Source organism: Roseateles flavus (genome assembly GCF_039872765.1).
In the GTDB taxonomy this organism is placed as follows: Bacteria; Pseudomonadota; Gammaproteobacteria; order Burkholderiales; family Burkholderiaceae_C; genus Roseateles_B; species Roseateles_B flavus.
In genome coordinates this window covers 268,908-295,048 of the sequence record NZ_JBDPZC010000001.1, presented here as the reverse complement: position 1 = coordinate 295,048, position 26,141 = coordinate 268,908, and the positions used below count along the sequence as shown (strand labels likewise).

General features: G+C 68.2%; 22 protein-coding genes. 3 read left to right on the top strand and 19 right to left on the bottom strand.

Going from position 1 to position 26,141, the window contains the following annotated elements:
- Positions 1 to 22 precede the first annotated feature (22 nt).
- From ABDJ40_RS01325 to ABDJ40_RS01315, 3 genes are all read right to left on the bottom strand, one after another.
- A complete protein-coding gene (locus ABDJ40_RS01325; protein WP_347605074.1) occupies positions 23 to 2,002 on the bottom strand; it encodes a PEP/pyruvate-binding domain-containing protein in 1,980 nt (659 codons plus the stop codon).
- A gap of 100 nt (positions 2,003 to 2,102) precedes the next feature.
- The gene (locus ABDJ40_RS01320; protein WP_347605071.1) at positions 2,103 to 3,236 is read right to left on the bottom strand and encodes a Fic family protein; all 1,134 of its coding nucleotides are present in this window, start codon (positions 3,234 to 3,236) and stop codon (positions 2,103 to 2,105) included.
- A 156-nt stretch (positions 3,237 to 3,392) separates the two neighbouring features.
- Positions 3,393 to 5,462: a UvrD-helicase domain-containing protein gene (locus tag ABDJ40_RS01315; RefSeq protein WP_269632247.1), complete on the bottom strand. Its 2,070-nt coding sequence runs from the start codon at positions 5,460 to 5,462 to the stop codon at positions 3,393 to 3,395.
- 146 nt (positions 5,463 to 5,608) lie between these two features.
- Between ABDJ40_RS01315 and ABDJ40_RS01310 the strand changes: the two genes are divergently transcribed.
- The gene (locus tag ABDJ40_RS01310) at positions 5,609 to 6,424 is read left to right on the top strand and encodes a substrate-binding periplasmic protein (protein WP_347605067.1); all 816 of its coding nucleotides are present in this window, start codon (positions 5,609 to 5,611) and stop codon (positions 6,422 to 6,424) included.
- A 51-nt stretch (positions 6,425 to 6,475) separates the two neighbouring features.
- Here ABDJ40_RS01310 and ABDJ40_RS01305 read toward each other — a convergent pair whose 3' ends face one another.
- Positions 6,476 to 7,528 (bottom strand): serine/threonine-protein kinase, encoded by a 1,053-nt coding sequence (locus tag ABDJ40_RS01305; RefSeq protein ID WP_347605064.1) that lies wholly within the window; start codon positions 7,526 to 7,528, stop codon positions 6,476 to 6,478.
- A 93-nt stretch (positions 7,529 to 7,621) separates the two neighbouring features.
- Here ABDJ40_RS01305 and ABDJ40_RS01300 point away from each other — a divergent pair, with 93 nt between their 5' ends.
- Both ABDJ40_RS01300 and ABDJ40_RS01295 read left to right on the top strand, forming a co-directional pair.
- On the top strand, positions 7,622 to 8,584 hold the full coding sequence (locus ABDJ40_RS01300; RefSeq protein WP_347605061.1) for an AEC family transporter: 963 nt from the start codon (positions 7,622 to 7,624) through the stop codon (positions 8,582 to 8,584).
- Positions 8,581 to 11,094, top strand: a complete 2,514-nt coding sequence (locus tag ABDJ40_RS01295; protein ID WP_347605058.1) for an alpha/beta hydrolase family protein — start codon at positions 8,581 to 8,583, stop codon at positions 11,092 to 11,094. The genes ABDJ40_RS01300 and ABDJ40_RS01295 overlap by 4 nt, the downstream gene beginning before the upstream one ends.
- An 18-nt stretch (positions 11,095 to 11,112) precedes the next feature.
- Here the strand turns inward: ABDJ40_RS01295 and ABDJ40_RS01290 are convergent, their stop codons facing one another.
- The 15 genes from ABDJ40_RS01290 to ABDJ40_RS01220 all read right to left on the bottom strand — a co-directional run bounded on the left by ABDJ40_RS01290 (position 11,113) and on the right by ABDJ40_RS01220 (position 26,014).
- Positions 11,113 to 13,233: a primosomal protein N' gene (locus ABDJ40_RS01290; RefSeq protein ID WP_347605055.1), complete on the bottom strand. Its 2,121-nt coding sequence runs from the start codon at positions 13,231 to 13,233 to the stop codon at positions 11,113 to 11,115.
- Positions 13,234 to 13,803: 570 nt separating this feature from the next.
- Positions 13,804 to 14,892, bottom strand: a complete 1,089-nt coding sequence (hemE, locus tag ABDJ40_RS01285; RefSeq protein WP_347605052.1) for a uroporphyrinogen decarboxylase — start codon at positions 14,890 to 14,892, stop codon at positions 13,804 to 13,806.
- Between the two features lie 84 nt (positions 14,893 to 14,976).
- Positions 14,977 to 15,846: a D-hexose-6-phosphate mutarotase gene (locus ABDJ40_RS01280; protein ID WP_347605049.1), complete on the bottom strand. Its 870-nt coding sequence runs from the start codon at positions 15,844 to 15,846 to the stop codon at positions 14,977 to 14,979.
- Positions 15,847 to 16,014: 168 nt separating this feature from the next.
- Positions 16,015 to 16,431: a F0F1 ATP synthase subunit epsilon gene (locus tag ABDJ40_RS01275; protein ID WP_347605046.1), complete on the bottom strand. Its 417-nt coding sequence runs from the start codon at positions 16,429 to 16,431 to the stop codon at positions 16,015 to 16,017.
- Positions 16,432 to 16,604: 173 nt separating this feature from the next.
- Positions 16,605 to 18,017 carry a F0F1 ATP synthase subunit beta gene (gene atpD, locus ABDJ40_RS01270; RefSeq protein ID WP_183105857.1) on the bottom strand — a complete coding sequence of 471 codons (1,413 nt, stop codon included), beginning with the start codon at positions 18,015 to 18,017 and terminating at the stop codon, positions 16,605 to 16,607.
- A 48-nt stretch (positions 18,018 to 18,065) separates the two neighbouring features.
- The gene (gene atpG / locus ABDJ40_RS01265; RefSeq protein ID WP_347605043.1) at positions 18,066 to 18,938 is read right to left on the bottom strand and encodes a F0F1 ATP synthase subunit gamma; all 873 of its coding nucleotides are present in this window, start codon (positions 18,936 to 18,938) and stop codon (positions 18,066 to 18,068) included.
- A gap of 55 nt (positions 18,939 to 18,993) precedes the next feature.
- Complete coding sequence (atpA, locus tag ABDJ40_RS01260; protein WP_183105859.1) at positions 18,994 to 20,547, bottom strand: F0F1 ATP synthase subunit alpha; 1,554 nt, start codon at positions 20,545 to 20,547, stop codon at positions 18,994 to 18,996.
- An 85-nt stretch (positions 20,548 to 20,632) separates the two neighbouring features.
- Entirely contained in the window at positions 20,633 to 21,166 is a 534-nt protein-coding gene (locus tag ABDJ40_RS01255; protein WP_347605038.1) for a F0F1 ATP synthase subunit delta, read from the bottom strand.
- A 2-nt stretch (positions 21,167 to 21,168) separates the two neighbouring features.
- The gene (locus ABDJ40_RS01250; protein ID WP_183105861.1) at positions 21,169 to 21,639 is read right to left on the bottom strand and encodes a F0F1 ATP synthase subunit B; all 471 of its coding nucleotides are present in this window, start codon (positions 21,637 to 21,639) and stop codon (positions 21,169 to 21,171) included.
- A 37-nt stretch (positions 21,640 to 21,676) separates the two neighbouring features.
- Complete coding sequence (gene atpE / locus ABDJ40_RS01245; protein WP_269632257.1) at positions 21,677 to 21,934, bottom strand: F0F1 ATP synthase subunit C; 258 nt, start codon at positions 21,932 to 21,934, stop codon at positions 21,677 to 21,679.
- Between the two features lie 75 nt (positions 21,935 to 22,009).
- Positions 22,010 to 22,888, bottom strand: a complete 879-nt coding sequence (atpB, locus tag ABDJ40_RS01240; protein ID WP_269632258.1) for a F0F1 ATP synthase subunit A — start codon at positions 22,886 to 22,888, stop codon at positions 22,010 to 22,012.
- Between the two features lie 14 nt (positions 22,889 to 22,902).
- Complete coding sequence (locus tag ABDJ40_RS01235) at positions 22,903 to 23,487, bottom strand: ATP synthase subunit I (protein WP_347605033.1); 585 nt, start codon at positions 23,485 to 23,487, stop codon at positions 22,903 to 22,905.
- Between the two features lie 246 nt (positions 23,488 to 23,733).
- The gene (locus tag ABDJ40_RS01230; protein ID WP_347605030.1) at positions 23,734 to 24,636 is read right to left on the bottom strand and encodes an SMP-30/gluconolactonase/LRE family protein; all 903 of its coding nucleotides are present in this window, start codon (positions 24,634 to 24,636) and stop codon (positions 23,734 to 23,736) included.
- A gap of 113 nt (positions 24,637 to 24,749) precedes the next feature.
- Entirely contained in the window at positions 24,750 to 25,196 is a 447-nt protein-coding gene (locus ABDJ40_RS01225; protein WP_347605027.1) for a GNAT family N-acetyltransferase, read from the bottom strand.
- 125 nt (positions 25,197 to 25,321) lie between these two features.
- On the bottom strand, positions 25,322 to 26,014 hold the full coding sequence (locus ABDJ40_RS01220) for a cytochrome b/b6 domain-containing protein (protein WP_347605024.1): 693 nt from the start codon (positions 26,012 to 26,014) through the stop codon (positions 25,322 to 25,324).
- Positions 26,015 to 26,141: the final 127 nt, after the last annotated feature.

The window sequence follows — 26,141 nt, the reverse complement described above, 5'->3', positions numbered from 1 at the left end:
GGCGCTTGACCCCGTCAGGCGCTCAGTAGGCGCTGCGCTGCACGAAGGGCCGTGCCTGCAGCATCACCAGGCGGCCTTCGCCGTCGATGGCCCATTCGATGTCCTGTTCCACGCCGCCCAGCTCGCGGCGGATGGCCAGGGCCAGGCGCGAGAGGGCCAGCACCTGCGCGTCCTGCAGCACCGCAGCCGAGGCCACGGCCACTTCCTTCAGGCCGCCGGACTCGTCCAGGCGCAGCTCGGTGCTTTCCGCCGAGCTGGAGAGGCGCTCGATGGCGCCGCTGCGCTCCTCGAAGAGCGCCTGCTCGGCAATGCGCTTGCCCTCCACCACCTTGATGCCGATGCCCCGCTTGGCCGAGACATAGACCACGCCGCTGCGCGTGGCGTCGAAGGGGTCCCGGGTGATCATCACGCCGGACATGCGCGAGTCCACGGCCTTCTGCACGAGGACGGCCATCTGCACCTGTTCATGACGCAGGCCGGCCTGGCGCCGGGCCTCGAAGGCCTCGGCATTCCATGCCGAGGCCCAGACGGTCTTGACCGCGCGGGCCAGTTCGGTGCGCACATTGGGCACGGTGCTGTAGAGCCCGGCACCGCTGAAGTTGGCCAGGTCTTCCGAATTCGACGAGCTGCGGACGAAGACGCCCGCGCGGGCCAGCTGCCGCTCCCATTGCTGCTCCCACTGCGCCTCCAGGCCGGCGGGCAGGGGCATGGCGAGCAGGTCCTCGCGCAGGCGAGAGAGCACAGCGCGGCGCTGACCGGGGCTGCCCTCGAAGCCACCTTCCGACAGCGCCTGGGCCACCCGCGCCTTCACCTCGGGCTGGGCCATGAAGGCCGCGAAAGCACCGTAGGGGATGCAGAAGCCGTCCGGCACCGGCGCCGTGGCCGGCAGCCGGCCCTGCGACTGCAGCCATTGCAGCTCGCCCAGGCGCGCGGCCTTGCCGCCACAGGCGCTCATGTCCTTCAGGCGCATCTGCGCCAGGGGCAGAGGCTGCTGGCGGCGCAGGTCCGGCGCGCTCAGCAGACGCGCCTTGGCCTGCCGTGACACCGGGCGCCAGCCGGCGGGCGCCTCGGCGCGCGCCTCGATCCGCTGGCTGCCACGCCGCACGTCGAGCCACACCGTCTGCCCGTCCAGGCCCTGCAGCTGCTGCCAGGCGTCCTTGAGGTAGAGGTTGGGAATGCCCCAGCCCTTGGCCAGCAGGTTGACGTGCGAGAGTGCCGTCGAGGGCGAGGCCAGGATCACGCCGGCCACCGGCGGCAGCGCCAGCGGGGCCTCGCGCAGCACGACGATGTCCTCCGGCGCGAGGTCGTCGACCTGCTCGATATCCTCCACCAGGCGCAGGCGGCCGAAGGCACGCCCCGGGTTGTAGGCCAGCGCGCTGCGGCCGGCGATGAGCTGGGCCTGCGTCACCGCCTCGATGCCGGCCTCCTGCGCCACCTGCTCGTGCTGGGCGGCATTGGCCTTGAAGCGCAGGGGCGCGAAGCTCATGTCGCGAGCCAGCACCGCCTGCGCCGTGCGCAGCAGCTCGGGCGTCTGGCGGTCGCCCTCCCAGAATTCGAAGACAAAGCCCTTGAGCTGCGGCTGCCAGCTGACCATGCCCAGGATGAAGCGCCGCTGCGGCTGCTGGTAGAGCCGCGTGCGCACCCCCGGCTCCCAGCTGGTCACCAGATGGCGCGCCTTGAGGAAGTCCTCATGCAGGGCATGGCGCCGCGTGTTGACGAAATAGACCTTGCCCTGCGCCGCCTGCCGGTCGATCACGAACAGCACATGCGGCTGCGCCTCAGGCGTGCCCGGGTCGTAGACGCGGGCCATGCGGTCGAAGCTGGCGCGATCCGGCAGCTCGCTCAGGAAGGGCGCGGGGTCGGGCGCCAACGCCAGCTGAGGCCGACCGATGCGCTGGGCGACGAGGGCGGAGGGCTTGGATTCGGTCTGGGCGTGGGCCGTGCCCATGGCGGCAGCGGCAGCGGCCAGAGGCAGGATGGCAAGACAAAGTCGAAACGACATGAGGCAGGAAGTTGCTGTGCTTGGAAGCAGTGCGGGCCGGCCAACGATCCACACCATGTTTACTTTAAGTGCCATCTAAGGTAAAGAAAACGGATCTTCTTTAACTTATGAACAAGCTGAGGTAGCGATCAAAGACATAGACGCGCCCCTTCTGGCGCCCCGTGTTCTCGCGCAGGAGGCCCAGGCGCTCGAATTCGCGGATCAAGACGTTGGCAGTTGGGGTGCTGATGCCCAGCTCGGCCACCAACCGCCCGGCCGTGACCACAGGCTTGCGGTAGAGCAGGTGCAGCGCCTCGCGGGCGGTCGCACTTCGCTTGCCCAGGCTCATCACCTGCTGCTCGACTTCAGTGCGCAACTGCAGGACCGCCCGGAACACATCCCGTCCCTTGCGTGCGGTCTCGGCCACGCCGCTCAGGAAGAAACGCACCCAGTGGATGAGGTCATGGCTGGTCCGCACCCGCATCAGGGCGTCGTAGTAGCTGGCCCGGTTGCGCTCGAAGAAGTCTGAGAGGTACAGCGAGGGCTTGGCCAGGATGCCGCAGCTCACGAGGTACAGCGGAATCATCAGCCGCCCGATCCGCCCGTTGCCGTCCAGGAACGGGTGGATGGTCTCGAACTGGTAGTGCGCCAGCGCGATCCGCACCAGGTGCGGCACGGCCACCGCCTCGTTGTGAAGGAACTTCTCCAAATCGCTCATCAGCTCGGCCACGCCTTCATGATGCGGAGGGATGAAGGCGGCGTCCTGGAGGCTGGAGCCGCCGATCCAGTTCTGGCTGCTGCGGAACTCGCCCGGCTGCTTGTGCTCCCCGCGCACGCCCTGCATCAGCGTGGCATGCGTCTGCTTGAGCAGGCGATTGGACAGAGGCAGCTCGGCCAGTGCGGCGACGGCCGTGTTCACTGCGTCGATGTAGTTGTGCACCTCACGCCAGTCATCGCGCTTCTCGGGCAGCACCTGCTCCTCGGGCAGCAGGGCCTCGTCCATCTCGGTCTGCGTGCCCTCGATGCGGCTGGAGGTCTGCGCCTCCTTGACCACATGCATCTGGATGAAAAGATCGACGTCGGGAACGATCAGCGAAAAGGCGTTGAGCTCCCCCAGCGCCCGGTTCGCCTGCTCCAGGAGCACCGCGATGTGCGGGTCCTCCCACTGCCATTCACCGTTGATGGGCGTGGGTTCGAAGCTCTTGTACTGGTAGCGCGGCATCCATTGGCCGGCAACAAAGGTCTCGAATCTCATGCGGGGCGCGCTCCTGCCGCAGGGCGGGGGGATCATGCGATGCCAGCAGGCCGAACTTCAGCCGCGCTTGGGGGTGGCAGCATTGTCTGCGCAAAGCGAAGGCGCCGGCAGCACCGGCAGGGCGCGGCGCCCCTAGCGTGACGGGCAGCAGCCCCTTCAGCGCTCGTTCTGCTTCGCCGCCGCGGCCGCGGCCGCGGCCTTGGCCGCCAGCTCCTCGCGCATGCGCTTGAGCTTCTCGCGCGGGTCTTCCTTGATACCGGACTCGTGCAGTCGCATCTCGGCGATGAAGCGGCTGGGGATGCCCATCACCATCTCGCGGGCCTTCTTGCGGCGGCGCAGGGTGCTCACGGCCAGCGTGGTGCGGGCGCGGGTGATGCCCACGTACATGAGGCGGCGTTCCTCCTCCAGGCGCTGGGCGGTCATCTCCTCGTCGTCGGCCTTGAAGGGCAGCAGGCCCTCGTTGACGCCGGCCAGGAAGACATGCGGCCACTCCAGGCCCTTGGAGGCGTGCAGGGTGGTCAGCACGACCTGGTCCTGCTCCTCGCCGCGCTCGGAGAGCGACAGGATCACGCTGATGGTCTGAGCGACCTGCAGCACCGTCTGCTTGGGCTCCTCGAAGGTGGCGCCGCCGTCCTGGGCCAGCTGGCCGCCGCAGCGCTTGGCCACCCAGTCGACGAAATCGAGGACGTTGCTCCAGCGCGCGGCGGCGGCCTTCTCGTTCTCGTCGTTGTCGTAGAGGTGCTGCTCGTAGCCGATGTCCTTGAGCCACTCCAGCATCAGCGTCTTGGCGTCCTCGGCGCCCTCGGTATGGCGTGCGCGGTACTCGAGGTCATTGAGGTAACGGCCGAACTCGTGCAGGGAACCGATGGCCTTCTTGTTGAGCACGGTGGACAGCGAGTCCGAGAACAGCGCCTCGTACATGCTGATCTTCCAGCGGCCCGCGAACTGGCTCAGCGCGCCCAGGGTGGTGTGGCCGATGCCGCGCTTGGGCGTGGTGACGGCGCGCAGGAAGGCGGGGTCGTCGTCCTGGTTGACCAAGAGTCGCAGCCAGGCGCAGAGGTCCTTGATCTCGCTCTTGTCGAAGAAGCTCTGGCCGCCGCTGACCTTGTAGGGGATCTCGGCCCGGCGCAGGGCCTGCTCGAAGATGCGCGCCTGGTGGTTGGCGCGGTAGAGGATGGCGAAGTCCGCGAACTTGACCTTGGCCCCGAGGCTGGCCCGGATGGCCTGGATGCGGGCCACGGCGCGCTCGGCCTCGTGCTCCTCGCCGTCGGCCTCGACCAGGGCGATGGGCTCGCCGTCGCCGTACTCGCTCCACAGCTTCTTCTGGAAGAGCTTGGGATTGGTCTCGATGACGTTGTTGGCCGCGCGCAGGATGGCGCCGGTGGAGCGGTAGTTCTGCTCCAGCGGGATGATCTTGAGATTGGGGTAGTCGACCGGCAGGCGCTTGAGGTTCTCGATGGTGGCGCCGCGCCAGCCGTAGATGCTCTGGTCGTCGTCGCCCACGGCGGTGAACATGCCGCGCTCGCCCACGATGGCCTTGAGCAGCTCGTACTGCACGGAGTTGGTGTCCTGGTATTCGTCCACCAGCACATAGCGCAGGGTGTCCTGCCACTTGCCGCGGGCCTCGGCGTCCTCGGTCAGCAGCTTCAGGGGCAGGCTGATGAGGTCGTCGAAGTCCACCGCCTGGTAGGCGGCCAGGCGCTCCTGGTAGCGGCCCATCACGACGGCGGCCACGCGCTCTTGCTCGTCCTTGGCGGCCTTGAGCGCCATCTCGGCGTTCAGGCCCATGTTCTTCCACAGCGAGATGGTCCACTGCCACTGCTTGGCCATGTTGGCGTCGGTGGTGCCGCCGGCATCGCGCAGCACGCCCAGCACGTCGTCGCTGTCCAGGATGGAGAACTGCTCCTTCAGGCCAACCCGCGTGCCTTCCTCGCGCAGCAGGCGCACGCCCAGGGAGTGGAAGGTGGAGATAGCCAGGTCCTTGGCCGCCCGCGCGCCCACCAGGCCCTTGGCCCGCTCGCGCATTTCCTGCGCGGCCTTGTTGGTGAAGGTGATGGCGGCGATGTTCTTCGCCTGGTAGCCGGCCTGCAGCAGACGGGCAATCTTGGTGGTGATCACGCGGGTCTTGCCCGAACCCGCACCGGCCACGACCAGGCAGGGCCCGTGCAGATGGTGCACGGCTTCGAGCTGGGCGGGATTCAGGGTGGCAGTGGGATCGGCGGACATGGCGGCAGGGGCTGATCCGGCGCCCTCGGCACCGGGCCGCGAATCATACAAGCCGCCCCTGACAGCCCTGCTGCCACCCGGTGCCAGGGCTGACAGCCGCCCTGCCCCTCCCTATCATCTGCCCACCTGGACAGGGAAGGTGCCTCATGATGGGTCGCTGGCGGGGGTGGGTGGCAGGCCTGTGCGTCGTGGTGATGGCGTCTGGCGCCATGGCGCAGCAGGTCCTGGCCGTGGGCACCAGCTTTCCCCGGCTGTTCATGCCCGTGCCGGGCAATCCGCCGGAGGGCCTGGCGGTGGAGCTGCTGCAGGCCGTCGCCCAGCAGCGGGGCTGGCAGCTGCGCTTCGAGCACTACCCCTGGCCGCGCGCCCAGGCCATGGTCGAGCATGGCCAGGCCCAGATCCTCATCGGCCCCTACCGCACGCCCGAGCGCGAGCAGCGCTTCGTCTTCGCGCCCTCGGCCTTCTACGAGGACCGCCTGGTCTTCTACGGCGGCCCCGCGCCGCGCCCACACTGGCAGGGGGACTACCGCGCCCTGGCCGGCCTGGAGATCGCGCAGGTGGCCGGCTGGGCCTATGGCGAGGCCTTCGAGCAGGCCCGCCCCCTGCTGCGGCTGACCACGGTGCGCGACGTGGAGACCGGCCTGCGCATGCTGCGCACCGGCCGCGTGGCCCTGCTGGCCACCAATGAGCGCAACACCCAGCCGGTCCTGGCCCATCTGGGCCTGCTGCAGCAGCTGGGTCCTGTGGAGGGGCCCGCCATCGGCCAGCTGCGCGGGCATTTCGCCTGCTCGCGCCAGCCGCCCGGACCCGCCCTGTGCGAAACACTGGAGCTGGCCCTGCAGCAGCTCAGGCGCACGGGCGAATGGCCGCGGCTCAACCAGAAATGGGGCGTGGGCCTGCCGGAGATGGACGGCGCCAGCAATGCGCTGTGGCGCCTGCCGGCGCGGGCCTACAGCCCCTGAGCCTCGGGATGCGCTCGCCCGGCCATGGCATGGGCTCGGGGCCTGCCGCCCTCAGCCGCGCAGGTGGCTCATCGCCCACAGGGCCAGGCCCAGCACGCCCAGGGCGCCGACGACGATGCCCGGCAGCAGCCACTGGCGCCAGGCCGGCCGCCGCGGCGGTGCCTGCTTGCGGCTGGGCTTGATGCGCGGCATGGACAGCGTGGGCGTGGGCGGCAGCGGCGAGGGCACCTCGCCGGCCAGCCAGGCGCGGATGTCATCCGCCAGGGCCTTGGCCGTGGTGTAGCGCTCCATCATGCTGGCCGCGGTGGACTTGCTGAGCATGGCGTCCAAGGCCTGGCGCTCGCCGAGGCTCAGGCTCACCCAGGCCGCCAGCGAATGCACCGGCGCGCCCAGGTGGCCGACGATGAGGCTGTCGCTGCCCGGCAGGCGGCCGTTGACCAGCAGGCACATGAGCATGCCCACCGCATAGGCCTCGCTGGCCAGGTGGGGCGGCTGGCCGTCCAGCTGTTCGGGAGCGAGCAGAGGAATGGCGGCCGAGCTGTAGCCGAAGTCACCCGGGCCCTCGGCGGCCATCATGGGCGCCAGGCCCTGACCCATCAGGCGCAGGCGCTGCTCGGGCGAAAGCCACAGCGTGCCCGGGTCCAGCTCGCGCAGGACCTGGCCATGCTCGTGCAGCACCTCCAGCAGGTCGCAGAGGTCGCAGACCAGCTCCAGGCGCTTGCGCAGGGGCAACTCCGCTGCGGCGGGCAGCAGGGGCTGGCCCTCCATCCAGCGCAGCACCACGTAGGGCAGGCCGTCGGCGGTGAGGCCACTGTCCTGGGGCAGGGAGATGTCGACGTGCCGCAGGCTCTGCAGGCCGGGCTGCTCCTCGGCGAAGCGCAGCAGCACCAGGGCGGCATCGGCGGCCTGCTCGTAGACCAGCACCGCCACCTGCTGCTCGGCGGCCAGCGAGTGCTCGCCCCGGTACCAGTGCCCGGAGGCGCAGACCTGGATGTCCTCGACGATGCGCCAGACACCCAGGCGCTCGCCGACCGGCAGCACATGCAGGGGGGAATCGAGGTCGGGCGGCGCGGTGGCCGGTCCTTCGGGCAGCGGAGCGTTCATACAGATTGCAGGCGTAAATGTAAGCGCCAGCGCACAAAGACGGTCCCCCCCTTTTCAGCTGGATACAAGCCCGTATTGCGATACTCGCGCCTCATGCAAGCCGTCATCGCCGTCACCGTGCCTTTCTTCGCCCTGGTGCTCTGCGGCTACCTGGCCGCACGCCGGGGACTGCTGGCGGAAAGCGCCATCCCGGGGCTCAACACCTTCGTGCTCTTCTTCGCGCTGCCCTGCATGCTGTTCCGCTTCGGCGCGAGCACGCCGCTGCTGGAGCTGCTGAGCCCGGCGGTGCTGGCGGTCTACCTGGCCTCGGCCCTGCTGATCGTGGGCGTGACCCTGTTCCTGACGCTGGACGACGTCACCCACCTCAAGGACGCCTCCTTCGGCGCCCTGGTCGCCGCCTTCCCCAACACCGGCTTCATGGGCGTGCCCCTGCTGGTGGCGCTGATGGGGCAGGCCGCGGCGGCGCCGGTGATCTGCACCATCCTGGCCGACCTCATCGTGACCAGCTCCCTGTGCATCGCCCTGGCGCGGGCCCACGATGCCGGCGGCAGCCACTGGCGCGTGGCCCTCTGGCAGGCGCTCAAGGGCGCGCTGTCCAACCCCCTGCCCTGGGCCATCGCCCTGGGCGCGCTGAGCTCGGTCAGCGGCTACACCCTGCCGCCCATGCTCATGACGGTGGTCAAGATGCTGGGCGATGCCGCCTCGCCGGTGGCCCTGTTCACCATCGGCGCGGTGCTGTGGCGCGCCGGCCAGCATGCCCACACGCGCACGCCCCCGGAGCGCTACCTGCCGGTGGCCCTCATCAAGCTCTTCGGGCACCCGACCCTGGTGCTGCTGCTCGGCGCCACCGCCGTCAAGATGGGCCTGGACCTCAGCCCCTTCCAGCTGCATGTGCTGGTGCTGGCTGCGGCCCTGCCCAGCGCCAGCAATGTCTCCCTGCTGGCCGAGCGCTACGGGGCGGACAACGGTCGCATCGCCCGCATCATCATGGCCTCCACCGTGATCGCCTTCTTCAGCTTCAGCGGGCTGGCGACCTGGCTGGTGCCGCAGCCATGAGCCAGGGCCTCGATGCCCCCGTCAGCCGCGTGCGCTATCGTGCGCGGCATCCTGCCCCCGCCGCCATGCGCCTTCTCCGCCACGCCCTCACCGTCCTGCCCGGCCTGCTGCTTGCCAGCGCCCTGTTGCCCACGGCCGCCGGTGCAGCCGGCTACCAGCAACCCTCGCCCGCCGTGCGCGAGCTGCTGGACACCGCGCCCCTGCCGCGCCTGCTCCCCTCGCCGGACCGCCAGCAGCTGGCGCTGATCGAGACGCGCCGCTTCTCGACCGTCGAGGACCTGCAGCGCCCCACCCTGCACCTGGCCGGCACCCGCTTCGACGCCGGCAGCGGCGTGGCGCCAGGCCTAGCCGCCATCCGGCGCCTGCGGCTGAGGGCCCTGTTGCAGCCGGACGCGCCGGAACGCGTGGTCGAGCTGCCCGCCGGCGGCCTGTGGCATGACTTCGCCTGGGCCCCCGACGGCCAGCGCTTCCTCATCGAACGCCGCATGGAGCGGGCCAACGAGCTGTGGGTGGGCGACACCGCCAGCGGCGCCGTGCGCCCCATCCAGGGCCTGCGGCTCAACGAGGTGCTGGCCCAGGGCGAAAAGGCGTGGCTCAACCCGCGCGAGCTGGTCGTGCTGAGCGTGCCCGACCACCGCGGCCCGCCGCCCCGCCTGGCGCCCCAGCCCATCAGCGAGGAAAGCCGGGGCCTGGCCTCGCCCGAGCGCACCCATCCAGATCTGCTGCACGGCCCGCAGGACGAAGCCCTGTTCGAGTACCACGCCCGCTCGGTGCTGACCTGGGTGGACCTCGCCAGCGGCGCCAGCCGGGACCTCGGCCCGCCCCAGCTCTACAGCAGCGTGAGCAGCGTGGGCGAGGGCCAGTACCTGCTGACCGAGCGCATCAGCCGCCCCTTCAGCTACCGCCTGCCCTGGGACGATTTCCCGACCACCGTGGAAGTGCGCCAGCGCGACGGCAAACTGATCCGCGAGCTGGCACGCATGCCCCTGAAGAGCGGCGTGGCCATCGACGGCGTGCTGCCCGGGCCGCGCGTGTTCTATGCCTCACCCATGAAGGATGCGGCCGTCTATTGGATCGAGGCTCTGGACGGCGGCAACCCGGCCCAGCGCGTGGCCTTCCGCGACCGCGTGATGCGCCTGGACCCGCCCTTCACCGGTGAGCCCCAGGAAGTGCAGCGCATGCCGCACCGCTTCTCGCGCCTGCAGTTCCTGGACGACGGCCAGAACGCCCTGCTCACCGAGGTCGACCGCCAGCGCGCCTGGCAGCGCAGCTACCTGCTGCCGCTCAAGGGCACGCAGAGCAAGCCCCTGTTCGAGTTCAGCCAGCGCGAGCGCTTCCGCCACCCCGGCACGCCGCTGACGCGCCTGCTGCCCAACGGCCACCTCGTGGTGCAGACCCTGGGCGGCGACCTGCTGATGACGGGCCCCGGCGCCAGCCCCAAGGGTGATCGCCCCTTCCTGGACCGCTTCTCGCTGCGGGACCTCAGCGCCCAGCGCCTGTTCCAGTCGCCCGAGGGCAGCTACGAGACGCCCCTGGCCGTGCTGGAAGGCGGCAAGCAGTTGCTGCTCAGCCGCGAGAGTGCCAGCGAGCCGCCCAACCTCGCGCTGCGCGAGCTGGCCTCGGGCAACAGCCTGCAGGCCCTCACACGGCTGAAGGACAACACGCCGCAGCTGCGCAGGATCCGCCGCGAGTTCATCAGCTTCAAGCGCTCGGACGGCGTGGACATGTCCTTCTGGATGTACCTGCCGCCCGACTACAAGGAGGGCGAGCGCCGCCCCACCCTGGTCTGGGCCTATCCGATGGAATACAGCGACGCCTCCATCGCCAGCCAAGTCAGCGGCGCCCCCAACCGCTTCCTGAGCTTCAACGGCATCAGCCCCCTGGCCCTGCTGCTGGACGGCTTCGTGGTGCTCTACGACGCCCACATGCCCGTCGTGGGCGACCTGAAGACGGTGAACGACGGCTTCATCGAGCAGATCACCATGAACGCCCGCGCCATCATCGACAAGGCCGAGGACCTGGGCGTGTCCGACCCGAAACGCATGGCCGTGGGCGGCCACAGCTATGGCGCCTTCATGGCCGTCAACCTGCTGGCGCACACCGACCTCTTCAAGGCCGGCATCGCCCGCAGCGGCGCCTACAACCGCACGCTGACGCCCTTCGGCTTCCAGAGCGAGCGCCGCTCACTCTGGGATGCGAAGGAGGTCTATCTCAACCTCTCGCCCCTGCTCTACGCACCACAGATCAGGGAGCCCCTGCTGCTGCTGCACGGCGAGCAGGACGGCAACGCGGGCACGCCGCCGCTGCAGAGCGAGCGCCTGTACCACGCGCTGTCCGGCCTGGGCGGCACGGTGCGTCTCACGATGCTGCCCCTGGAATCCCACGGCTACAGCGCCCGCGAGTCCGCCGGCCATGTGCAGTGGGAGATGAGCCGCTGGCTCAAGACCTGGCTGGGCGACCCGCGCGAGAGCCGGGAACCGCGCGAGGGCAAGGCCTCGGCACCGCGCTGAGGCCGCCGCGCGCAGGGCTCAGATGGCCAGCGGGTCGACGTCGATGGCCCAGCGCAGCAGGCCGCGGTGCTCGCGCTTGAGTGCCTGCAGCAGGGGCAGCCAGTGCCACAGCAGGCGCTGCAGGGCCGAGCGCTGGCCGCATTCGATCAGCATCTGGAAGCGCTCCACATTGGCCACGCGGGCCACGCTCATGGGCACCGGCGGGTAGATCAGCGCCTGCTGCGCATCCGGCAGCGCCTGGGCCAGCGCCGCGGCCGCCTCAAGAAAGGCCTGCGCGCCCTCGGCGGTGCGCGCCTCGGCCCGCATCAGGGCCAGGTGCGAGAAGGGTGGCAGCGCGGCAGACTCGCGCTCCGCGAGCTGGCTGGCGGCAAAGAACTCGTAGTCGTGCCGCTGCAGGGCCTGGTAGAGCGCGTGCTGCGGGTGCCAGGTCTGCACCCACATCTCGCTGCGCGCAGCCACCTCGGCATCGCGCCCCGCGCGGCCGGCGGCCTGCATCAGCAACGCGAAGAGGCGCTCGGGCGCGCGAAAGTCGCTGGAGAAGAGCGCGCCGTCCGGGTTCACCGCGGCCACCAGCGTGATGCGGCGGAAGTCGTGGCCCTTGGTAATCATCTGCGTGCCCACGAGGATGTCCACCTCGCCCGCATGCACGGCGCCGAGCTGCTCCTCGAGCTGGCCCTTGTGCCGGGTGGAATCGGCGTCGATGCGGGCCACGCGGGCACCGGGCAGGGCCTGCGCCAGCTGCTCCTCCAGGCGCTCGGTGCCACGACCCAGGGGGGCGATGTCCAGGTTGCCGCAGGTCGGGCAGGCCATCGGCACGCGCTCGGCAAAGCCGCAGTGGTGGCAGCGCAGGCTGCGGTCGCCCTTGTGGAAGACGCGCCAGGCGCTGCAGTGCGGGCAGTCGCTCTTCCAGTTGCACTCGCCGCAATGCAGCACCGGGGCATAGCCGCGCCGGTTCAGGAAGATCAGGCTCTGCTCACCACGAGCCAGGCGCTGGCGCAGCGCCTCCAGCAGGGGCGCGGTGAGGGCCGTGGTCACGCCCTTTGTGCGCGCCAGGGTGTTCATGTCGAAGAGGCGCACCCGCGGCATGGCGCCGCCGCCGATGCGCTGGGGCATCACCAGGCGCTGGTAGCGGCCGGTGTTGGCGTGGTGCCAGCTCTCCAGCGAGGGCGTGGCCGAGCCCAGGATCACCGGCACCTTCTCCAGCCGCGCCCGGTAGACCGCCAGGTCACGGGCCGAATAGCGCGCACCGTCCTGCTGCTTGTAGCTGGGGTCGTGCTCCTCGTCCACGGCGATCAGCCCGAGGCGCGGCAACGAGGCAAAGACGGCCAGGCGCGTGCCCAGGATCAGCTCGGCCTGGCCCAGGTGGGCGGCCAGCCAGTTCTGCAGGCGCTGCGCCGGCGTGAGGCCGCTGTGCAGGGAGACGATGCGCCGCCCGGCGAAGCGCTCCGCGAAGCGGGCCTCCAGCTGCGGCGTGAGGTTGATCTCGGGCACCAGCACCAGCACCTGCCGCCCCTGCGCCAGGGCCTGCTCGGCGGCACGCAGATAGACCTCGGTCTTGCCGCTGCCGGTCACGCCATAGAGCAGTACCGGCGTCGGTGCTGCCGCCTCGGGAGAGGCCTGGAGCATGCCGTCCAGCTGGGCCAGGGCCGCCTGCTGCGCCTCGCTGAGCTGGGGCATCACGGGCGGCGCTTCGGGCACCGGCGGCGGGGGCAGCTTGGCCAGCTTCTTGAGCTTGGCCTGCAGCTGCTTCGCGCTGACCTCGCGCAGCTGCGGTGGCAGCACGGACAAGGCCAGCTCGCCGATGGCGCGCTGGTAGTACTGCGCGGCGAACTCGAGCAGCCGGCGCCAGGACGCCGACAGCGGCGGCAAGGCGTCCAGCACTTCGCCCACCTCGCGCAGCTCCTCATCAGGCAAGACCTGCCCCCCGGGGGCCAGGTCTTGCCCTGGCGCGTCCCAGACCAGGCCCAGCAGCTCCCGCTTGCCCAGGGGCACCTGCAGCAGGGTGCCCGGTGGCCAGGCCTGTGCGGCGCGGTAGCTCAGGGGATCGCTGAGGCCGCTGTGCTGGGGCGCATCAACGGCCACCTGCAGGCGGTGCAGCGGGCCCGCCGAGGGTGCTTCGGCCTGGTCAGCGGCGCTCATCGATCGCCTCCGGAGCCCTCGCGGCCCGACAGGCGAAGGCCGGGCCGGAGCCCTGGAAAGCCTGCCGCACTTGCCGCGTTTTCTGCATGTCTGCCCTCGAAATCCCCGCTAACTGCTTGATTCATCCAGGCTCTTGGCGCGGAGCGCTCCCAAGCTGTGGATAACTTTGTGCAAAAGTTGCGCTCACCGCCGGGCTGCTGGTCCCGCCCTGCCCTGGTCCGTTCGCCCCTGCGGACTGCCGATTCGCGATGCGAACTGATCAACATCAATAAAATCAAGCACTTAGCCGGCAATCGTGGAAACCCCGAGATGCGCCGCAGCAATTGCCACAAGCTGGAACGCCCGCCCCCTTTTTGGGGATAAGTGTCTACTTACTGTGCAGACTTCACAGCCATTGGGCCGTTGATTCACGGGCCTTGCGCGGCGATTGCCCCGCTCATGGCCCGCTCATGGCCTGCGATTCATTGGACTGCGACGCAGCCCGCTCCCGGCCCATCCGGCTGGCCCTCCGCAAGGTCTGCTGCGCTGGCCAGAGGGCGGCTGGCCGCCATTCTGGCGCAGCAGCCGGGATCAGGCCTGGCGCAGACGGCGCGAGTGCTGGTGCACCTCGTCCACCAGGTGCAGCACGTGCTCCGGCGGCGTGAACTGGCTGATGCCATGGCCCAGGTTGAAGACATGGCCGCCCCAGCCGCCGTCGGCACGCTGCGGACGGCCGAAGCTGTCCAGCACACGGCGGACCTGGGCGCGAATGGCCTCGGGCGGCGCGAACAGCACGTTCGGGTCCAGATTGCCCTGCAGGGCGACGCGGTCCTGCACCTGGGCGCGGGCCTTGGCCAGGTTGGCCGTCCAGTCCAGGCCGACGACATCGGCGCCCGCCTCGGCGATCTCGTCCAGCCACAGGGCGCCGCCCTTGGTGAAGAGGATGCGCGGGATGCGCTGGCCTTCATGCTCGGTCTTGACCTGGGCCAGCACCCGGCGCGAATAGGCCAGGCTGAACTCCTGGAACATGCCGTCGGCCAGCACCCCGCCCCAGGAATCGAAGACCATCACGGCCTGTGCGCCGGCCTCGATCTGGGTGTTGAGGTACTGAGCCACGGCGTCCGCGTTGACCTGCAGGATGCGGTGCATCAGGTCCGGGCGGCTGTACATGAGGGCCTTGACCTGGCGGTAGTCGTCCGAGCCGCCGCCCTCGACCATGTAGCAGGCCAGGGTCCAGGGGCTGCCCGAGAAGCCGATCAGCGGCACGCGGCCATTGAGCGCCTTGCGGATGGAGCTGACGGCGTCGAAGACGTAGCGCAGCTTGTCCATGTCCGGCACGGCCAGCTCGGCCACGGCGGCCTCGTCACGCACGACCTTGGCGAACTTGGGTCCCTCGCCCTGCTGGAAGGACAGGCCCAGGCCCATGGCGTCGGGCACGGTGAGGATGTCGCTGAAGAGGATGGCGGCGTCCAGCGGATAGCGCTCCAGCGGCTGCAGCGTGACCTCGGTGGCGTAGTCGGTGTTGGTGGCCAGGCCCATGAAGCTGCCGGCCTGGGCGCGGGTGTCGCGGTACTCGGGCAGGTAGCGGCCGGCTTGGCGCATCAGCCAGACGGGCGTGTAGTCGGTCGGCTGGCGCAGGCAGGCGCGCAGGAAGGTGTCGTTTTGCAGGGGAGCGCTCATGGGCCGCGATTATCGGCGTCTTGAGCCAGGTCATGCCGGGGCTGGATCAAGAAGAGGCGCATCGCGCCCCGGGCGCCTTCAGCATCAGGCCAGACGCAGGCTCTGCATGCCGCTCCACACCTCGCCCGGCTGCAGGAGCACCGGGCGTTCGATGGCCGCGGCCTCCACGCACAGGAAGTGCTGGTAGCCCTCGGCCGGCATGTCGGCCAGCTGCGCGCACTTGGCGGCGCCCGGATTCCAGATCACGGTGTCCTCGAAGCCCTGCTGCAGGAGGTCCAGGGCCCGGCGCTGCGGGCCGGATTCATCGATCAGCTGCAGCGGGTTCTTCAGCTGGTAGTAGATGCGGTCCAGATCCTCGCAGCCAGGGCTGCCGGGCAGGACCAGGTCGCTGCGCTGCAGCTGCTCGGCGTTCTTCACCTGATCCCAGTAGTGCAGGCCGGCCAGGCCGCGCAGGCTGGTGGCGTCCAGCGCGCCGGTGCGCAGATAGGTGTGCAGGGCGGCGGTGAAGTCGAAGGCCGAGTCGCCGGTGTTCTCCACGGCCAGCTCGATGTCCAGGCTCTGCCCGCTGACCCGTACCGACAGCTCGGCCGAGAAGGCATGCGGCCAGACCATGCGGGTGGCGGCATCGTCGGTGAGCTGCAGCACAGCCAGGGCGTCGTCGGCGCCCTGCTCGGCCTGCAGCAGCTGCCAGGGCTTGGTGCGGGCGAAGCCATGGCGCATCAGCGGGCCGCGCGCACTGAACTGCGGAAAGATCAGGGGCACGCCGCCGCGGATGGCCTGGCCAGTTGCGAAGGTGCTGCGGGGCGAGAGGTACAGCTGCTCCTCCCCGCCCGCGGGGATCCAGGAAGTCAGGTGCGCACCGTGCAGCAGCAGGACCGCACGGGCGCCATCGGGCGCGACGAGTTCCAGGGCTTCGAGGCCGTGGTGGCGGGTCAGGGCGATGGGCGTGGGCATGGCGGGAACCTGTGGGGTGGCGGCGGATGCTGCCTGAATTCGAGGACCTCGGCTGAAATCGGCTGAAATCCGGAAAGGGAAAAGACAACGCCCGCCGGACTTGCGTCGGCGGGCGCCGTGGGAAGACCACCGCTCAGCGGCCCGGGGGCAGGCTGAGGGCGGCGGCCCTCACTTCTTGCGGAACTTGCGCAGGGCTGCGATCTGGGCAGCCATGGCGGCGAACTCGCCTTGCGCCTTGGCGAAGTCGATGTCGCTCTTGGCGTTCTTCATCGCTTCCTCGGCCAGCTTCTTGGCCTCGGTGGCCTTGGCTTCGTCCAGGTCCTTGCCGCGGATGGCGGTGTCAGCCAGCACGGTCACGCGGTTCGGCTGCACTTCCAGAATGCCACCGGCCACGAACACGAACTCTTCCTGGCCGTTGTCAGCACGCTGGATGCGCACCGCGCCGGGCTTGATGCGGGTGATCAGCGGCGTGTGCTGCGGCAGGATGCCCAGCTCACCACCTTCACCCGGCAACGCGACGAACTTGGCCTCGCCCGAGAAGATGCTCTCCTCGGCGGACACCACGTCAACATGAATGGTTGCCATGTTCAATCTTTCTAGCGTTGAAGTTGAAGTAAGTCGTCTGCTTCCCAACCCTCGCCCCAAGCGAGGAAGAAGGTGCAGGAAGCAAGCAGTCGGGTCTCAGGCTAGGCGCCGCGCACAGCCGGACTTCCTGTCCGGCGAGCACGGCAACGACGCCTGAGGCCCGAATGCGCCGCTTACTGCAGCTTCTTCGCTTTTTCGAAGGCTTCGTCGATGGTCCCGACCATGTAGAACGCCTGCTCCGGCAGGTGGTCGCACTCGCCAGCCACAATCATCTTGAAGCCGCGGATGGTTTCCTTCAGGGGCACGTACTTGCCGGGCGAGCCGGTGAACACTTCGGCCACGTGGAAGGGCTGCGACAGGAAACGCTGGATCTTGCGAGCGCGGGCCACGGCCAGCTTGTCTTCGGGGGACAGCTCGTCCATGCCCAGAATCGCGATGATGTCGCGCAGTTCCTTGTAGCGCTGCAGCACTTGCTGGACGGCGCGGGTGGTCGTGTAGTGCTCTTCGCCGACCACGTTCGGGTCCACCTGACGCGAGGTGGAGTCCAGCGGATCCACGGCGGGGTAGATACCCAGGGCGGCGATGTCACGCGACAGCACGACGGTGGCGTCCAAGTGGGCGAAGGTCGTGGCGGGGGACGGGTCGGTCAAGTCATCGGCAGGCACGTAAACGGCCTGGATGGAGGTGATCGAACCGACCTTGGTCGAGGTGATGCGCTCTTGCAGACGGCCCATTTCCTCGGCCAGCGTCGGCTGGTAGCCCACGGCGGAAGGCATGCGGCCCAGCAGTGCGGACACTTCGGTACCGGCCAGGGTGTAGCGGTAGATGTTGTCCACGAAGAACAGCACGTCACGGCCTTCGTCACGGAAGGACTCGGCGATGGTCAGGCCGGTCAGGGCCACGCGCAGACGGTTGCCCGGGGGCTCGTTCATCTGGCCGTAGACCATGGACACCTTGGACTCGCCCAGGTTCTCCAGGTTCACGACGCCGGAATCGGCCATCTCGTGATAGAAGTCGTTGCCCTCACGGGTACGCTCGCCCACACCAGCGAACACCGACAGACCCGAGTGAGCCTTGGCGATGTTGTTGATGAGTTCCATCATGTTCACGGTCTTGCCCACGCCGGCGCCACCGAACAGACCCACCTTGCCGCCCTTGGCGAACGGGCAGATCAGGTCGATCACCTTGATGCCGGTTTCCAGCAGGTCCTGCGAGGGGCTCAGCTCGTCGTACGAGGGAGCGGCACGGTGGATCGAAGCGGTCAGCTCCGAGGACACCTCGCCACGCTCGTCGATGGGGTTGCCCAGCACGTCCATGATGCGACCCAGGGTGGCCTTGCCCACCGGCACCTTGATGGTGTCGCCGGTGTTGAAGACTTCGGTGCCGCGGCGCAGGCCGTCGGACGAACCCAGGGCGATGGTACGCACCACGCCGTCGCCCAGCTGCTGCTGAACTTCCAGCGTCAGGGCGGAACCTTCCATCTTCAAGGCGTCGTACACCTTGGGCATCTGGTCACGCGGGAATTCCACGTCCACCACGGCGCCGATGCACTGAACGATCTTGCCCACTGATTGAGTGTTAGCCATTTTTTCGTTCCTTCAATTCCAAAACTTTTGCTGCTGCGTCTGCTGCGATCAGCCCACGGCGGCGGCGCCGCTGACGATCTCGCTCAGCTCCTTCGTGATCGCGGCCTGGCGAGTCTTGTTGTAGACCAGCTTCAGCTCACCGATCAGGGTGCCTGCGTTGTCAGTGGCGGCCTTCATGGCCACCATGCGCGCCGATTGCTCGGACGCCATGTTCTCGGCGACGGCCTGGTAGACCAGGGCCTCGGTGTAGCGCACCAGCAGCTCGTCGATGACGGTCGCGGCGTCGGGCTCGTAGAGGTAGTCCCAGCTGTGCGAGGCCTTGTCCGTCTGCATGTCGTCAGCCGACAAGGGCAGCAGCTGCTGCACCACGGGCTCCTGCTTCATCGTGTTGATGAAGCGGGTGAAGCACAGATAGACGGCGGACAGCTCGCCAGCGGCGTACTTGTCCAGCAGCACCTTGACGGGGCCAATCAGCTTCTCGATGTGCGGCTGGTCGCCCAGCTGCGTGGCGTGGGCCACGACCTTGGCGCCGATGCGGTTCATGAAGCCCAGGCCCTTGTTGCCGATGGCAACGACCTCAGCCTTCTGACCGGCGGACTCCAGGTCCTTGAGCTTGGTGGTGACCGCGCGCAACAGATTGGTGTTCAAGCCGCCGCACAGACCCTTGTCCGTCGTGACCACCACGAAACCGGCCGACTTCGCCTGGTCATTCTTGACCATGAAGGCGTGCTGGTACTCGGGGTTGGCCTTGGACAGATTGGCAGCGATGTTGCCGATCTTGTCGCTGTAGGGACGGGCCGCACGCATCCGGTCCTGCGCCTTGCGCATCTTGGATGCCGCGACCATTTCCATGGCCTTGGTGATCTTCTTGGTGTTCTCGACCGACTTGATCTTGCCGCGAATTTCCTTGCCTGCTGCCATGATTTCTCCTGTTAGGGCCGGGTGCTCACCGAGGTTTGCACCCGGTCATGGTTGCTTAGGCGAAGGACTTCTTGAACGTCGTGATGGCGGCGTTCAGCTCGGCTTCTGCGTCCTTGTCCATGGCCTTGTCGGCTTCCAGCTTGGCCAGCAGAGCGGCGTGGCTGGTCTTCAGGAACTGGTGCAGACCGTGTTCGAAGGCCAGGACCTTCTTCACTTCCAGGCTGTCCATGAAGCCCTTGTTCACCGCGTACAGCGTGGCAGCCATCAGGCTGATGCTCAGCGGCGAGTACTGGGCCTGCTTCAGCAGTTCGGTCACGCGGGCGCCGCGGTCCAGCTGCTTGCGGGTCGCTTCGTCCAGGTCGGAGGCGAACTGCGCGAAGGCCGCCAGTTCACGGTACTGGGCCAGGTCGGTACGGATACCGCCGGACAGCGACTTGATCAGCTTGGTCTGGGCAGCACCACCCACGCGCGACACCGAGATACCGGCGTTGATCGCGGGGCGGATACCTGCGTTGAACAGGTTGGTTTCCAGGAAGATCTGACCGTCGGTGATCGAGATCACGTTGGTCGGAACGAAGGCGGACACGTCACCGGCCTGGGTTTCAATGATGGGCAGCGCGGTCAGCGAACCGGTCTTGCCCTTCACTTCACCCTTGGTGAACGCTTCCACGTAGTCGGCGTTCACGCGAGCGGCGCGTTCCAGCAGACGGCTGTGGAGATAGAACACGTCGCCGGGGAAGGCTTCGCGGCCGGGCGGGCGGCGCAGCAGCAGCGACACTTGGCGGTAGGCCACGGCCTGCTTGGACAGATCGTCATAAACGATCAGGGCGTCCTGGCCACGGTCACGGAAGTATTCACCCATCGTGCAGCCGGAGTAGGCCGACACGTACTGCATGGCAGCGGATTCGGACGCCGAGGCAGCCACGACGATGGTGTACTCCATCGCGCCAGCCTGTTCCAGAGCGCGCACCACGTTCTTGATCGACGAAGCCTTCTGGCCGATCGCGACGTAGACGCAGGTCATGTTCTGACCCTTCTGGTTGATGATCGCGTCGATGGCCACGGCGGTCTTGCCGGTCTGGCGGTCGCCGATGATCAGCTCGCGCTGGCCACGGCCGACGGGCACCATCGAGTCGATGGACTTCAGGCCGGTCTGCACCGGCTGGTCCACGGACTTGCGGGCGATCACGCCGGGAGCGACCTTCTCGATCACGTCCGTCATCTTGGCGTTGATCGGGCCCTTGCCGTCGATGGGCTGGCCCAGGGCGTTCACCACGCGGCCGATCAGCTCGGGGCCCACGGGCACTTCCAGGATGCGGCCCGTGCACTTCACGGTGTCGCCTTCGGAGATGTGCTCGTAGCCACCCAGGATCACGGCGCCGACGGAGTCGCGCTCGAGGTTCAGGGCCAGGCCGAAGGAGGGTTGGCCGCTGGCGTCAGCCGGGAACTCCAGCATTTCGCCTTGCATCACGTCGGACAGGCCGTGGATGCGCACGATGCCGTCGGACACGGACACCACGGTGCCCTGGTTACGGACGTCCGTCGTGCTGCCCAGGCCCTCGATGCGGCTCTTGATCAGTTCGGAAATTTCAGCAGGATTCAGTTGCATTGCTTGCTCCCATCTGGTCGGGCGTCTGTTGCCAGAGCGCGGGTGACACAGGGATGAATCGGATAAGGTGTCTTCGCGCTGGTGCTTAAGCGGTGAGCGCCACTTTCATGCGGTCCAGGCGGGCCTTGACGGAGGTGTCGAGCACCTCATCGCCAACCACCACCCGGATACCGCCGATGAGAGCGGGCTCCAGCTGAACATGGGCTTCGAGCTTGCGACCGAAGCGCTTTTCCAGCGTCGCGACCACGTCCGCCAACTGGGCCGGCTCGATCGGATAGGCACTGAAGATCTGCGCATCGGCGACGCCGGCGGCTGCGTTGGCGAGCACGTGGAACTGGTCCACGACCGCCGACAGCGCCGAGAGGCGGCCGTTGTCGATCACCGCGCGCAGGAAGTTCTGCAGCTCCGGTGCCAGGGTCTGCTTGGTGGCGGCCGTCATGATGACGAACACCTGCTCAGCGGTGACCTTGGGGTTGTCGGCAAACGAGCGCAGGTCAGCATCCTGTGCGACCAGGGCCAGCGCATCAAGCTGCTGACCCCAGGCCTTCACATCGTGCTTCTTCGCGACCTGATAGAGCGCCTCAGCGTAGGGGCGTGCAATGGTGGCGAGCTCAGCCATGATTACAGCTCCGTCTTCAGACGGCCCAGCAACTCGGCGTGCACGCTGGCATTGACCTCGCGCTGCAGAATTTGCTCGGCGCCCTTCACGGCCAGCACGGCGACCTGCTCGCGCAGGGCCTCGCGGGCACGGGTGGCTTGCTGCTCGGCATCAGCCTTGGCAGCGGCCACGATCTTGGCGCCTTCTTCTTCAGCACGCTTCTTGGCCTCGTCCACGATGGCAGCGGCGCGCTTTTCAGCGTCAGCCAGCAGCTTGGTGGTCTCGTTGCGCGCAATGGCCCGTTGCTCATCTGCCGCCTTGTTGGCGGTGGCCAGCTCAGCCTTGGCCTTGTCGGCGGCAGCCAGACCCTCGCGGATCTTGCCTGCACGCTCGTCCAAGGCCTTGGTGATCGGCGGCCAGATGAAGCGCATCGTGACGAACACGAGCACTGCGAACGGGATCCACTGAATGAAAAGGCTTGCGTTGATATTCACGGCACGATCCTTTCAGTCGTGAAAGGGGACGTGGCGCTTAGTGAGCCAGGCCAGCGGTGAAGGGGTTGGCGAAGGCGAACAGCAGAGCGATAGCGACGCCGATCAGGAAGGCAGCGTCGATCAGGCCGGCCAGAATGAACATCTTGGTTTGCAGTTCGTTCATCAGCTCGGGCTGGCGAGCGGAGGACTCCAGGAACTTGCCACCCATCAGCGCGATGCCGATGGAAGCGCCGATAGCGCCCAGACCAACGATGATGCCGCAAGCCAGTGCCACGAGGCCGAGGATGTTTTCCATTTTGTGCTCCTGAAGAGGTTAGAAAAGAAAGAAAGGAAACGAGAAAGAAAGAGGTGCCCGACTGAAGGTCTTCAATCAGTGCGCGTCATGGGCCTGGCCGATGTAGATCAGCGTCAGCATCATGAAGATGAAGGCCTGCAGCACGATCACGAGGATGTGGAACAGGGTCCAGACGGTGCCGGCAACGATGTGGCCGATGGCCAGACCGATGCCCGTGCCCGTCAGCGCCCAGCCGCCACCCATCAGGGCGATCAGCATGAACACGAGCTCGCCTGCGAACATGTTGCCGAACAGTCGCATGCCGTGGGACACGGTCTTGGCAAGGAATTCGATCATCTGCATGGCGAAGTTGAACGGCCACAGCACGGGGTGCGCGCCGAAAGGTGCCGAGATCAGCTCGTGGCCCCAGCCGCCCAGGCCCTTGATCTTGATGTTGTAGAACAGGCAGAGCAGCAGCACGAAGGTGGACATGCTCAGCGTGGTCGACAGGTCGGCCGTGGGCACGACGCGCATGTAGGCGTGGTGCGGGTCATGGCCGGTGGCGGCGACGTAGTTGCCCCACAGCTTGGGCAGCCAGTCCACGGGCAGCATGTCCATGGCGTTCATGAAGAAGATCCACACGAACACGGTCAGGGCGACGGGGCCCACGACCTTACGGCTCTTCTCGTTGTGGATCACGCCCTTGGCCTGGTTGTCGACCATCTCGACCAGGATCTCGACGGCAGCCTGGAAGCGGCCCGGCACGCCGGAGGTGGCCTTGCGGGCGGCACGCCACAGGAAGAAGACAGCCAGGAAGCCCAGCACGACGGAATAGATCAGCGAGTCCAGGTTGAAGACGCTGAAATCGACGATGCCATGCTGCTTCTGGTCCACCAGAGCAAAGTTCTTCTGCCAGTGCTGCAAGTGGTGAGTGATGTACTCACCTGCGGTCGGCGCGTGTCCTTCTGCTGCCATGTTCAGGGTTCCGTCTAATTTTTGTTTCGGCCCCACCGAAGCAGGACCAGCCAGTAAACCTTGAGGCACACGACCATGGTCAGCAGCAGTGCTGGCCAACGCAGGTCGGGCACCCCTTTGATCACCGCCAACAGGATGACGGCGACCAAGAGAATCTTGATCAGCTCCCAGACCATCAGGGAGAGCAATGCAGCTCCCGCCATGCCGGCCGGGCGCCGGGTCGTCCCCCATGCCATCAAGGCATTGGGACCGACCACGGCCAAGGCGCCGAACAGCGCCGACAGCCCGTGGCGCGTCGAACCGAAGAGGGTCCACAGCGCCACCATCAGCACCGCCGCCACCCCCTGGAACAAGACCACACGCCAGGGCGACGTCGCTCGGTGCCGGGCCCGCCAGGCTGCCGCCTCTTCAGGCGTCAGGGGCTCACGGGCCTTGAAATCTTCCTCGCCGTCCTCATTCCATGGATCAGGGCGCACGCCGGTGGGCGTGCCGGGAACCTGGTGAGCAGGCTGCAGGGAGGCTGCAGCCGCTGGCAGAGCCGCTGCATGGGTCGCTTGGGCGTCATCGGCCGAGGCGGCGGCATGCGGTTCGGAGCTCACGAATCCTTGGGGGTCGATCGGCAAAACCCAAAGATTATATGTGGTTTCCCCTTACAAGCACTTAACAGACGCCCAACAATGCATCAGGGCTTGCCCTTGACAAGGTCCGGCAAGTGCCTTTTGTCATCAAGATGCACCTGAACGACGCTCAGTCGCCCATGGCTGAGGCTGGCGGCCCGAAGCCTGCCGGGGCAGGAATGCACCGCGCTGGAGGCCAGCGCCCCCTCCGGGCAGGCGCCGCCGCTCCTACAAGGCCACGGCCGGCACCGGCAGGCCGGGCACTTCCACGCGCAACTGCAGGACGCAGCCCGCCCAAGGCTGGTCGGCCACTTCCTCCGCAGGCCGCCCCTGGCGGGCAGTGGTGATGAAGAGGGTCCGCAGGTCCGGCCCGCCGAAGGCCGGCATGGTGGGGCAGCGCACAGGCAGGGGCAGCTCGGCCAGCACCTCGCCCTCGGGCGAGAGGCGCAGCAGCCGCTGCCCCTCGAACATCGCAACCCAGTAGGCCCCCTCGGCGTCCACGGCCGCGCCGTCCGGGCGCCCGCCATAGCTCGACAGGGGCTGGCCGACCTCGCGCGGCGCAAAGCGCGCCAGCACACGGGGCTCGCCGGGCAGGCCGGTGGCGGGGTCGTAGTCGCGCACCTGGACGGTGTGCGCCTTGGTGTCCGAGCAGTAGAGCCGGCGACCATCGGGACTGAAGGCCAGACCGTTGCCGGTGCTCACGCCGGCGATGAGGGCCTGGCAGCCCTGCGCGTCCAGGCGGTAGAAGAAGGCCTCGGGCGCGCGGGCGTCGTCGATGCCGCCGATCCACCAGCGCCCCTGCGGATCGGCTTTGCCGTCGTTGAAGCGCTGGCGGGCGGGATCGTAGGGTGGCGACAACAGCCGCTCGGAGCGGCCGGTCGCGGGGTCGAAGGCATGGATGCCGTCGCGCCGCGCCATCAGCAGCCCGCCGCGAGCCCGCACGGCGATGCAGCCCGGCTCGGAAGGCAGGGGCCAATGGTCCAGGGTCTCGCCATCGGCCCGCAGGCGCAGCAGCGCCTTGCCGGGGATGTCCACCCAGTAGAGCGCCTGCTCCTGGGCATGCCACAGCGGAGACTCGCCCAGCCCGGCAGCATGCGGGTGGACGGGGCGGATGTCGGGGGAGAGGCTCATGGCGGCGCTTCGGGCGGGTGGGGGAGCCATGCTAGCGGCGTAATCGGGCGTAATCGGCCGCAATCGACCGCAAACCCGCCGTCACCCGCCGCCCGGGCCTCGACGCCTGCACCTCAGTCCAGCTCGACCTTGAGGTAGTGCGCGCCGGGGATGGGGTTGTAGTAGTAGGGCGGCACGGTCTCGAAGCCCAGGTTGCCATAGAGGCCACGGGCGGCTTCCATGTCATCCAGAGTGTCCAGCAGCATGGCCGAATAGCCGGCCTGGGTGGCGCGCTCGATCAGGGTCTGGGCCATGATGCGACCCAGGCCGAAGCGGCGGAAGGCGGGCCGCACGTAGAGCCGCTTCATCTCGCAGGCGTTGGCGTAGTCCACATCGGGCAGGTTGCGGAAGGCACCGGAGCCTGCGATCTGGCCGTCCACCAGGGCCAGCAGCAGCAGGCCCGAGGGCGGGGCATATTCGCCGGGCAGCTGCAGCAGCTCCTGCTCGAAGCCCTGGAAGCACAGGTCCACATCGAGGCTCTGCGCGTATTCACGCAGGATCTGCCGCGCTTCCTCCCACATCTGGGGGCTATCGGGACTGATCAGTTGGATCTGGTTCGAAGCGTCCATAGGCGGGCCAGTGTACCCAGGCTGCGGCGACGCGCGTTGCCGGGATGCGACTGAGGGCGGGGCGGTGCGTCCACGCTTCAGCCGGGCGTGCCCAGGTTCACCAGCAGGTAGACCGCGGCCGCGCAGGCTGTCAGCAGGGTCAGCGCGAAGAGCCGGGTGGCGGCGGAATCCCGGCTGGCCTGCAGATGGGCGGGCGCCAGCTTGTCGCCGCCAAGCATCGCGCCGATCAGCTGCCGGCGCTTGAACCACTGATGGAAGAGGACCGCACCCACATGCAGGCCCAGCATGGCGTAGAGGCCCCACTGGCCCAGGTGCTGGTGGTAGTCCGTCCAGTCCAGGCTGGTCTCGCTGCTGACCCAGGCGGCCAGCGGGCCCGTGGTGGCCACCTCGTCATCCGAGATCAGGCCGGAGCCCACCTGCACGGCCAGCCAGCACAGCATGACCAGCACCGAAAGCGCGCCCAGGGGGTTGTGGCCGACATCGAAGTGATCATCAGGCAAGGCCTGACCCCGCAGATAGCGCCAGGTGGCCGCGGGCCCGTAGAACATCTGGCGCCAGCGGGACCAGTGCCCGCCGAACACGCCCCACAGCAGGCGAAACACCAGCAGCGCCATCACCGCATAGCCGAAGCGCAGATGCCAGGCCATGGCGTTCCCGCCCAGCTTGGCGCAGACCACCGCCCCGCCCACGCAGAGCACCAGGCCCCAGTGGAAGAGGCGGGTCGGCAGGTCCCAGACCCGCAGGGCTTGATGGGTGTCGCGGTCCTTCATGAGGCAACGATACCCGAGCCCCGGGGCGAACCCAAGCCGCAGTGGCAATGCCCGTGCCCGGCCGATGGCCCGACGCCACGGCGCTCGGCCTGCCCTGCAAGGCCGCGGGGCCTGGCCTACACTGCGC

Excerpts from the sequence above, each read along its gene's own strand:
- ABDJ40_RS01225 (WP_347605027.1), bottom strand. The coding sequence starts at position 25,196 with ATGTGGGAGGAAGCGCGGCAGATCCTGCGTGAATACGCGCAGAGCCTC.
- ABDJ40_RS01325 (WP_347605074.1), bottom strand. The coding sequence starts at position 2,002 with ATGTCGTTTCGACTTTGTCTTGCCATCCTGCCTCTGGCCGCTGCCGCT.
- ABDJ40_RS01295 (WP_347605058.1), top strand. The coding sequence starts at position 8,581 with ATGAGCCAGGGCCTCGATGCCCCCGTCAGCCGCGTGCGCTATCGTGCG.
- atpD (WP_183105857.1), bottom strand. The coding sequence starts at position 18,017 with ATGGCTAACACTCAATCAGTGGGCAAGATCGTTCAGTGCATCGGCGCC.
- ABDJ40_RS01315 (WP_269632247.1), bottom strand. The coding sequence starts at position 5,462 with ATGTCCGCCGATCCCACTGCCACCCTGAATCCCGCCCAGCTCGAAGCC.
- atpE (WP_269632257.1), bottom strand. The coding sequence starts at position 21,934 with ATGGAAAACATCCTCGGCCTCGTGGCACTGGCTTGCGGCATCATCGTT.
- ABDJ40_RS01230 (WP_347605030.1), bottom strand. The coding sequence starts at position 24,636 with ATGAGCCTCTCCCCCGACATCCGCCCCGTCCACCCGCATGCTGCCGGG.
- ABDJ40_RS01220 (WP_347605024.1), bottom strand. The coding sequence starts at position 26,014 with ATGAAGGACCGCGACACCCATCAAGCCCTGCGGGTCTGGGACCTGCCG.
- atpB (WP_269632258.1), bottom strand. The coding sequence starts at position 22,888 with ATGGCAGCAGAAGGACACGCGCCGACCGCAGGTGAGTACATCACTCAC.
- atpA (WP_183105859.1), bottom strand. The coding sequence starts at position 20,547 with ATGCAACTGAATCCTGCTGAAATTTCCGAACTGATCAAGAGCCGCATC.
- ABDJ40_RS01300 (WP_347605061.1), top strand. The coding sequence starts at position 7,622 with ATGCAAGCCGTCATCGCCGTCACCGTGCCTTTCTTCGCCCTGGTGCTC.
- ABDJ40_RS01255 (WP_347605038.1), bottom strand. The coding sequence starts at position 21,166 with ATGGCTGAGCTCGCCACCATTGCACGCCCCTACGCTGAGGCGCTCTAT.
- ABDJ40_RS01305 (WP_347605064.1), bottom strand. The coding sequence starts at position 7,528 with ATGAACGCTCCGCTGCCCGAAGGACCGGCCACCGCGCCGCCCGACCTC.
- atpG (WP_347605043.1), bottom strand. The coding sequence starts at position 18,938 with ATGGCAGCAGGCAAGGAAATTCGCGGCAAGATCAAGTCGGTCGAGAAC.
- ABDJ40_RS01310 (WP_347605067.1), top strand. The coding sequence starts at position 5,609 with ATGATGGGTCGCTGGCGGGGGTGGGTGGCAGGCCTGTGCGTCGTGGTG.
- hemE (WP_347605052.1), bottom strand. The coding sequence starts at position 14,892 with ATGAGCGCTCCCCTGCAAAACGACACCTTCCTGCGCGCCTGCCTGCGC.
- ABDJ40_RS01320 (WP_347605071.1), bottom strand. The coding sequence starts at position 3,236 with ATGAGATTCGAGACCTTTGTTGCCGGCCAATGGATGCCGCGCTACCAG.
- ABDJ40_RS01280 (WP_347605049.1), bottom strand. The coding sequence starts at position 15,846 with ATGCCCACGCCCATCGCCCTGACCCGCCACCACGGCCTCGAAGCCCTG.
- ABDJ40_RS01290 (WP_347605055.1), bottom strand. The coding sequence starts at position 13,233 with ATGAGCGCCGCTGACCAGGCCGAAGCACCCTCGGCGGGCCCGCTGCAC.
- ABDJ40_RS01275 (WP_347605046.1), bottom strand. The coding sequence starts at position 16,431 with ATGGCAACCATTCATGTTGACGTGGTGTCCGCCGAGGAGAGCATCTTC.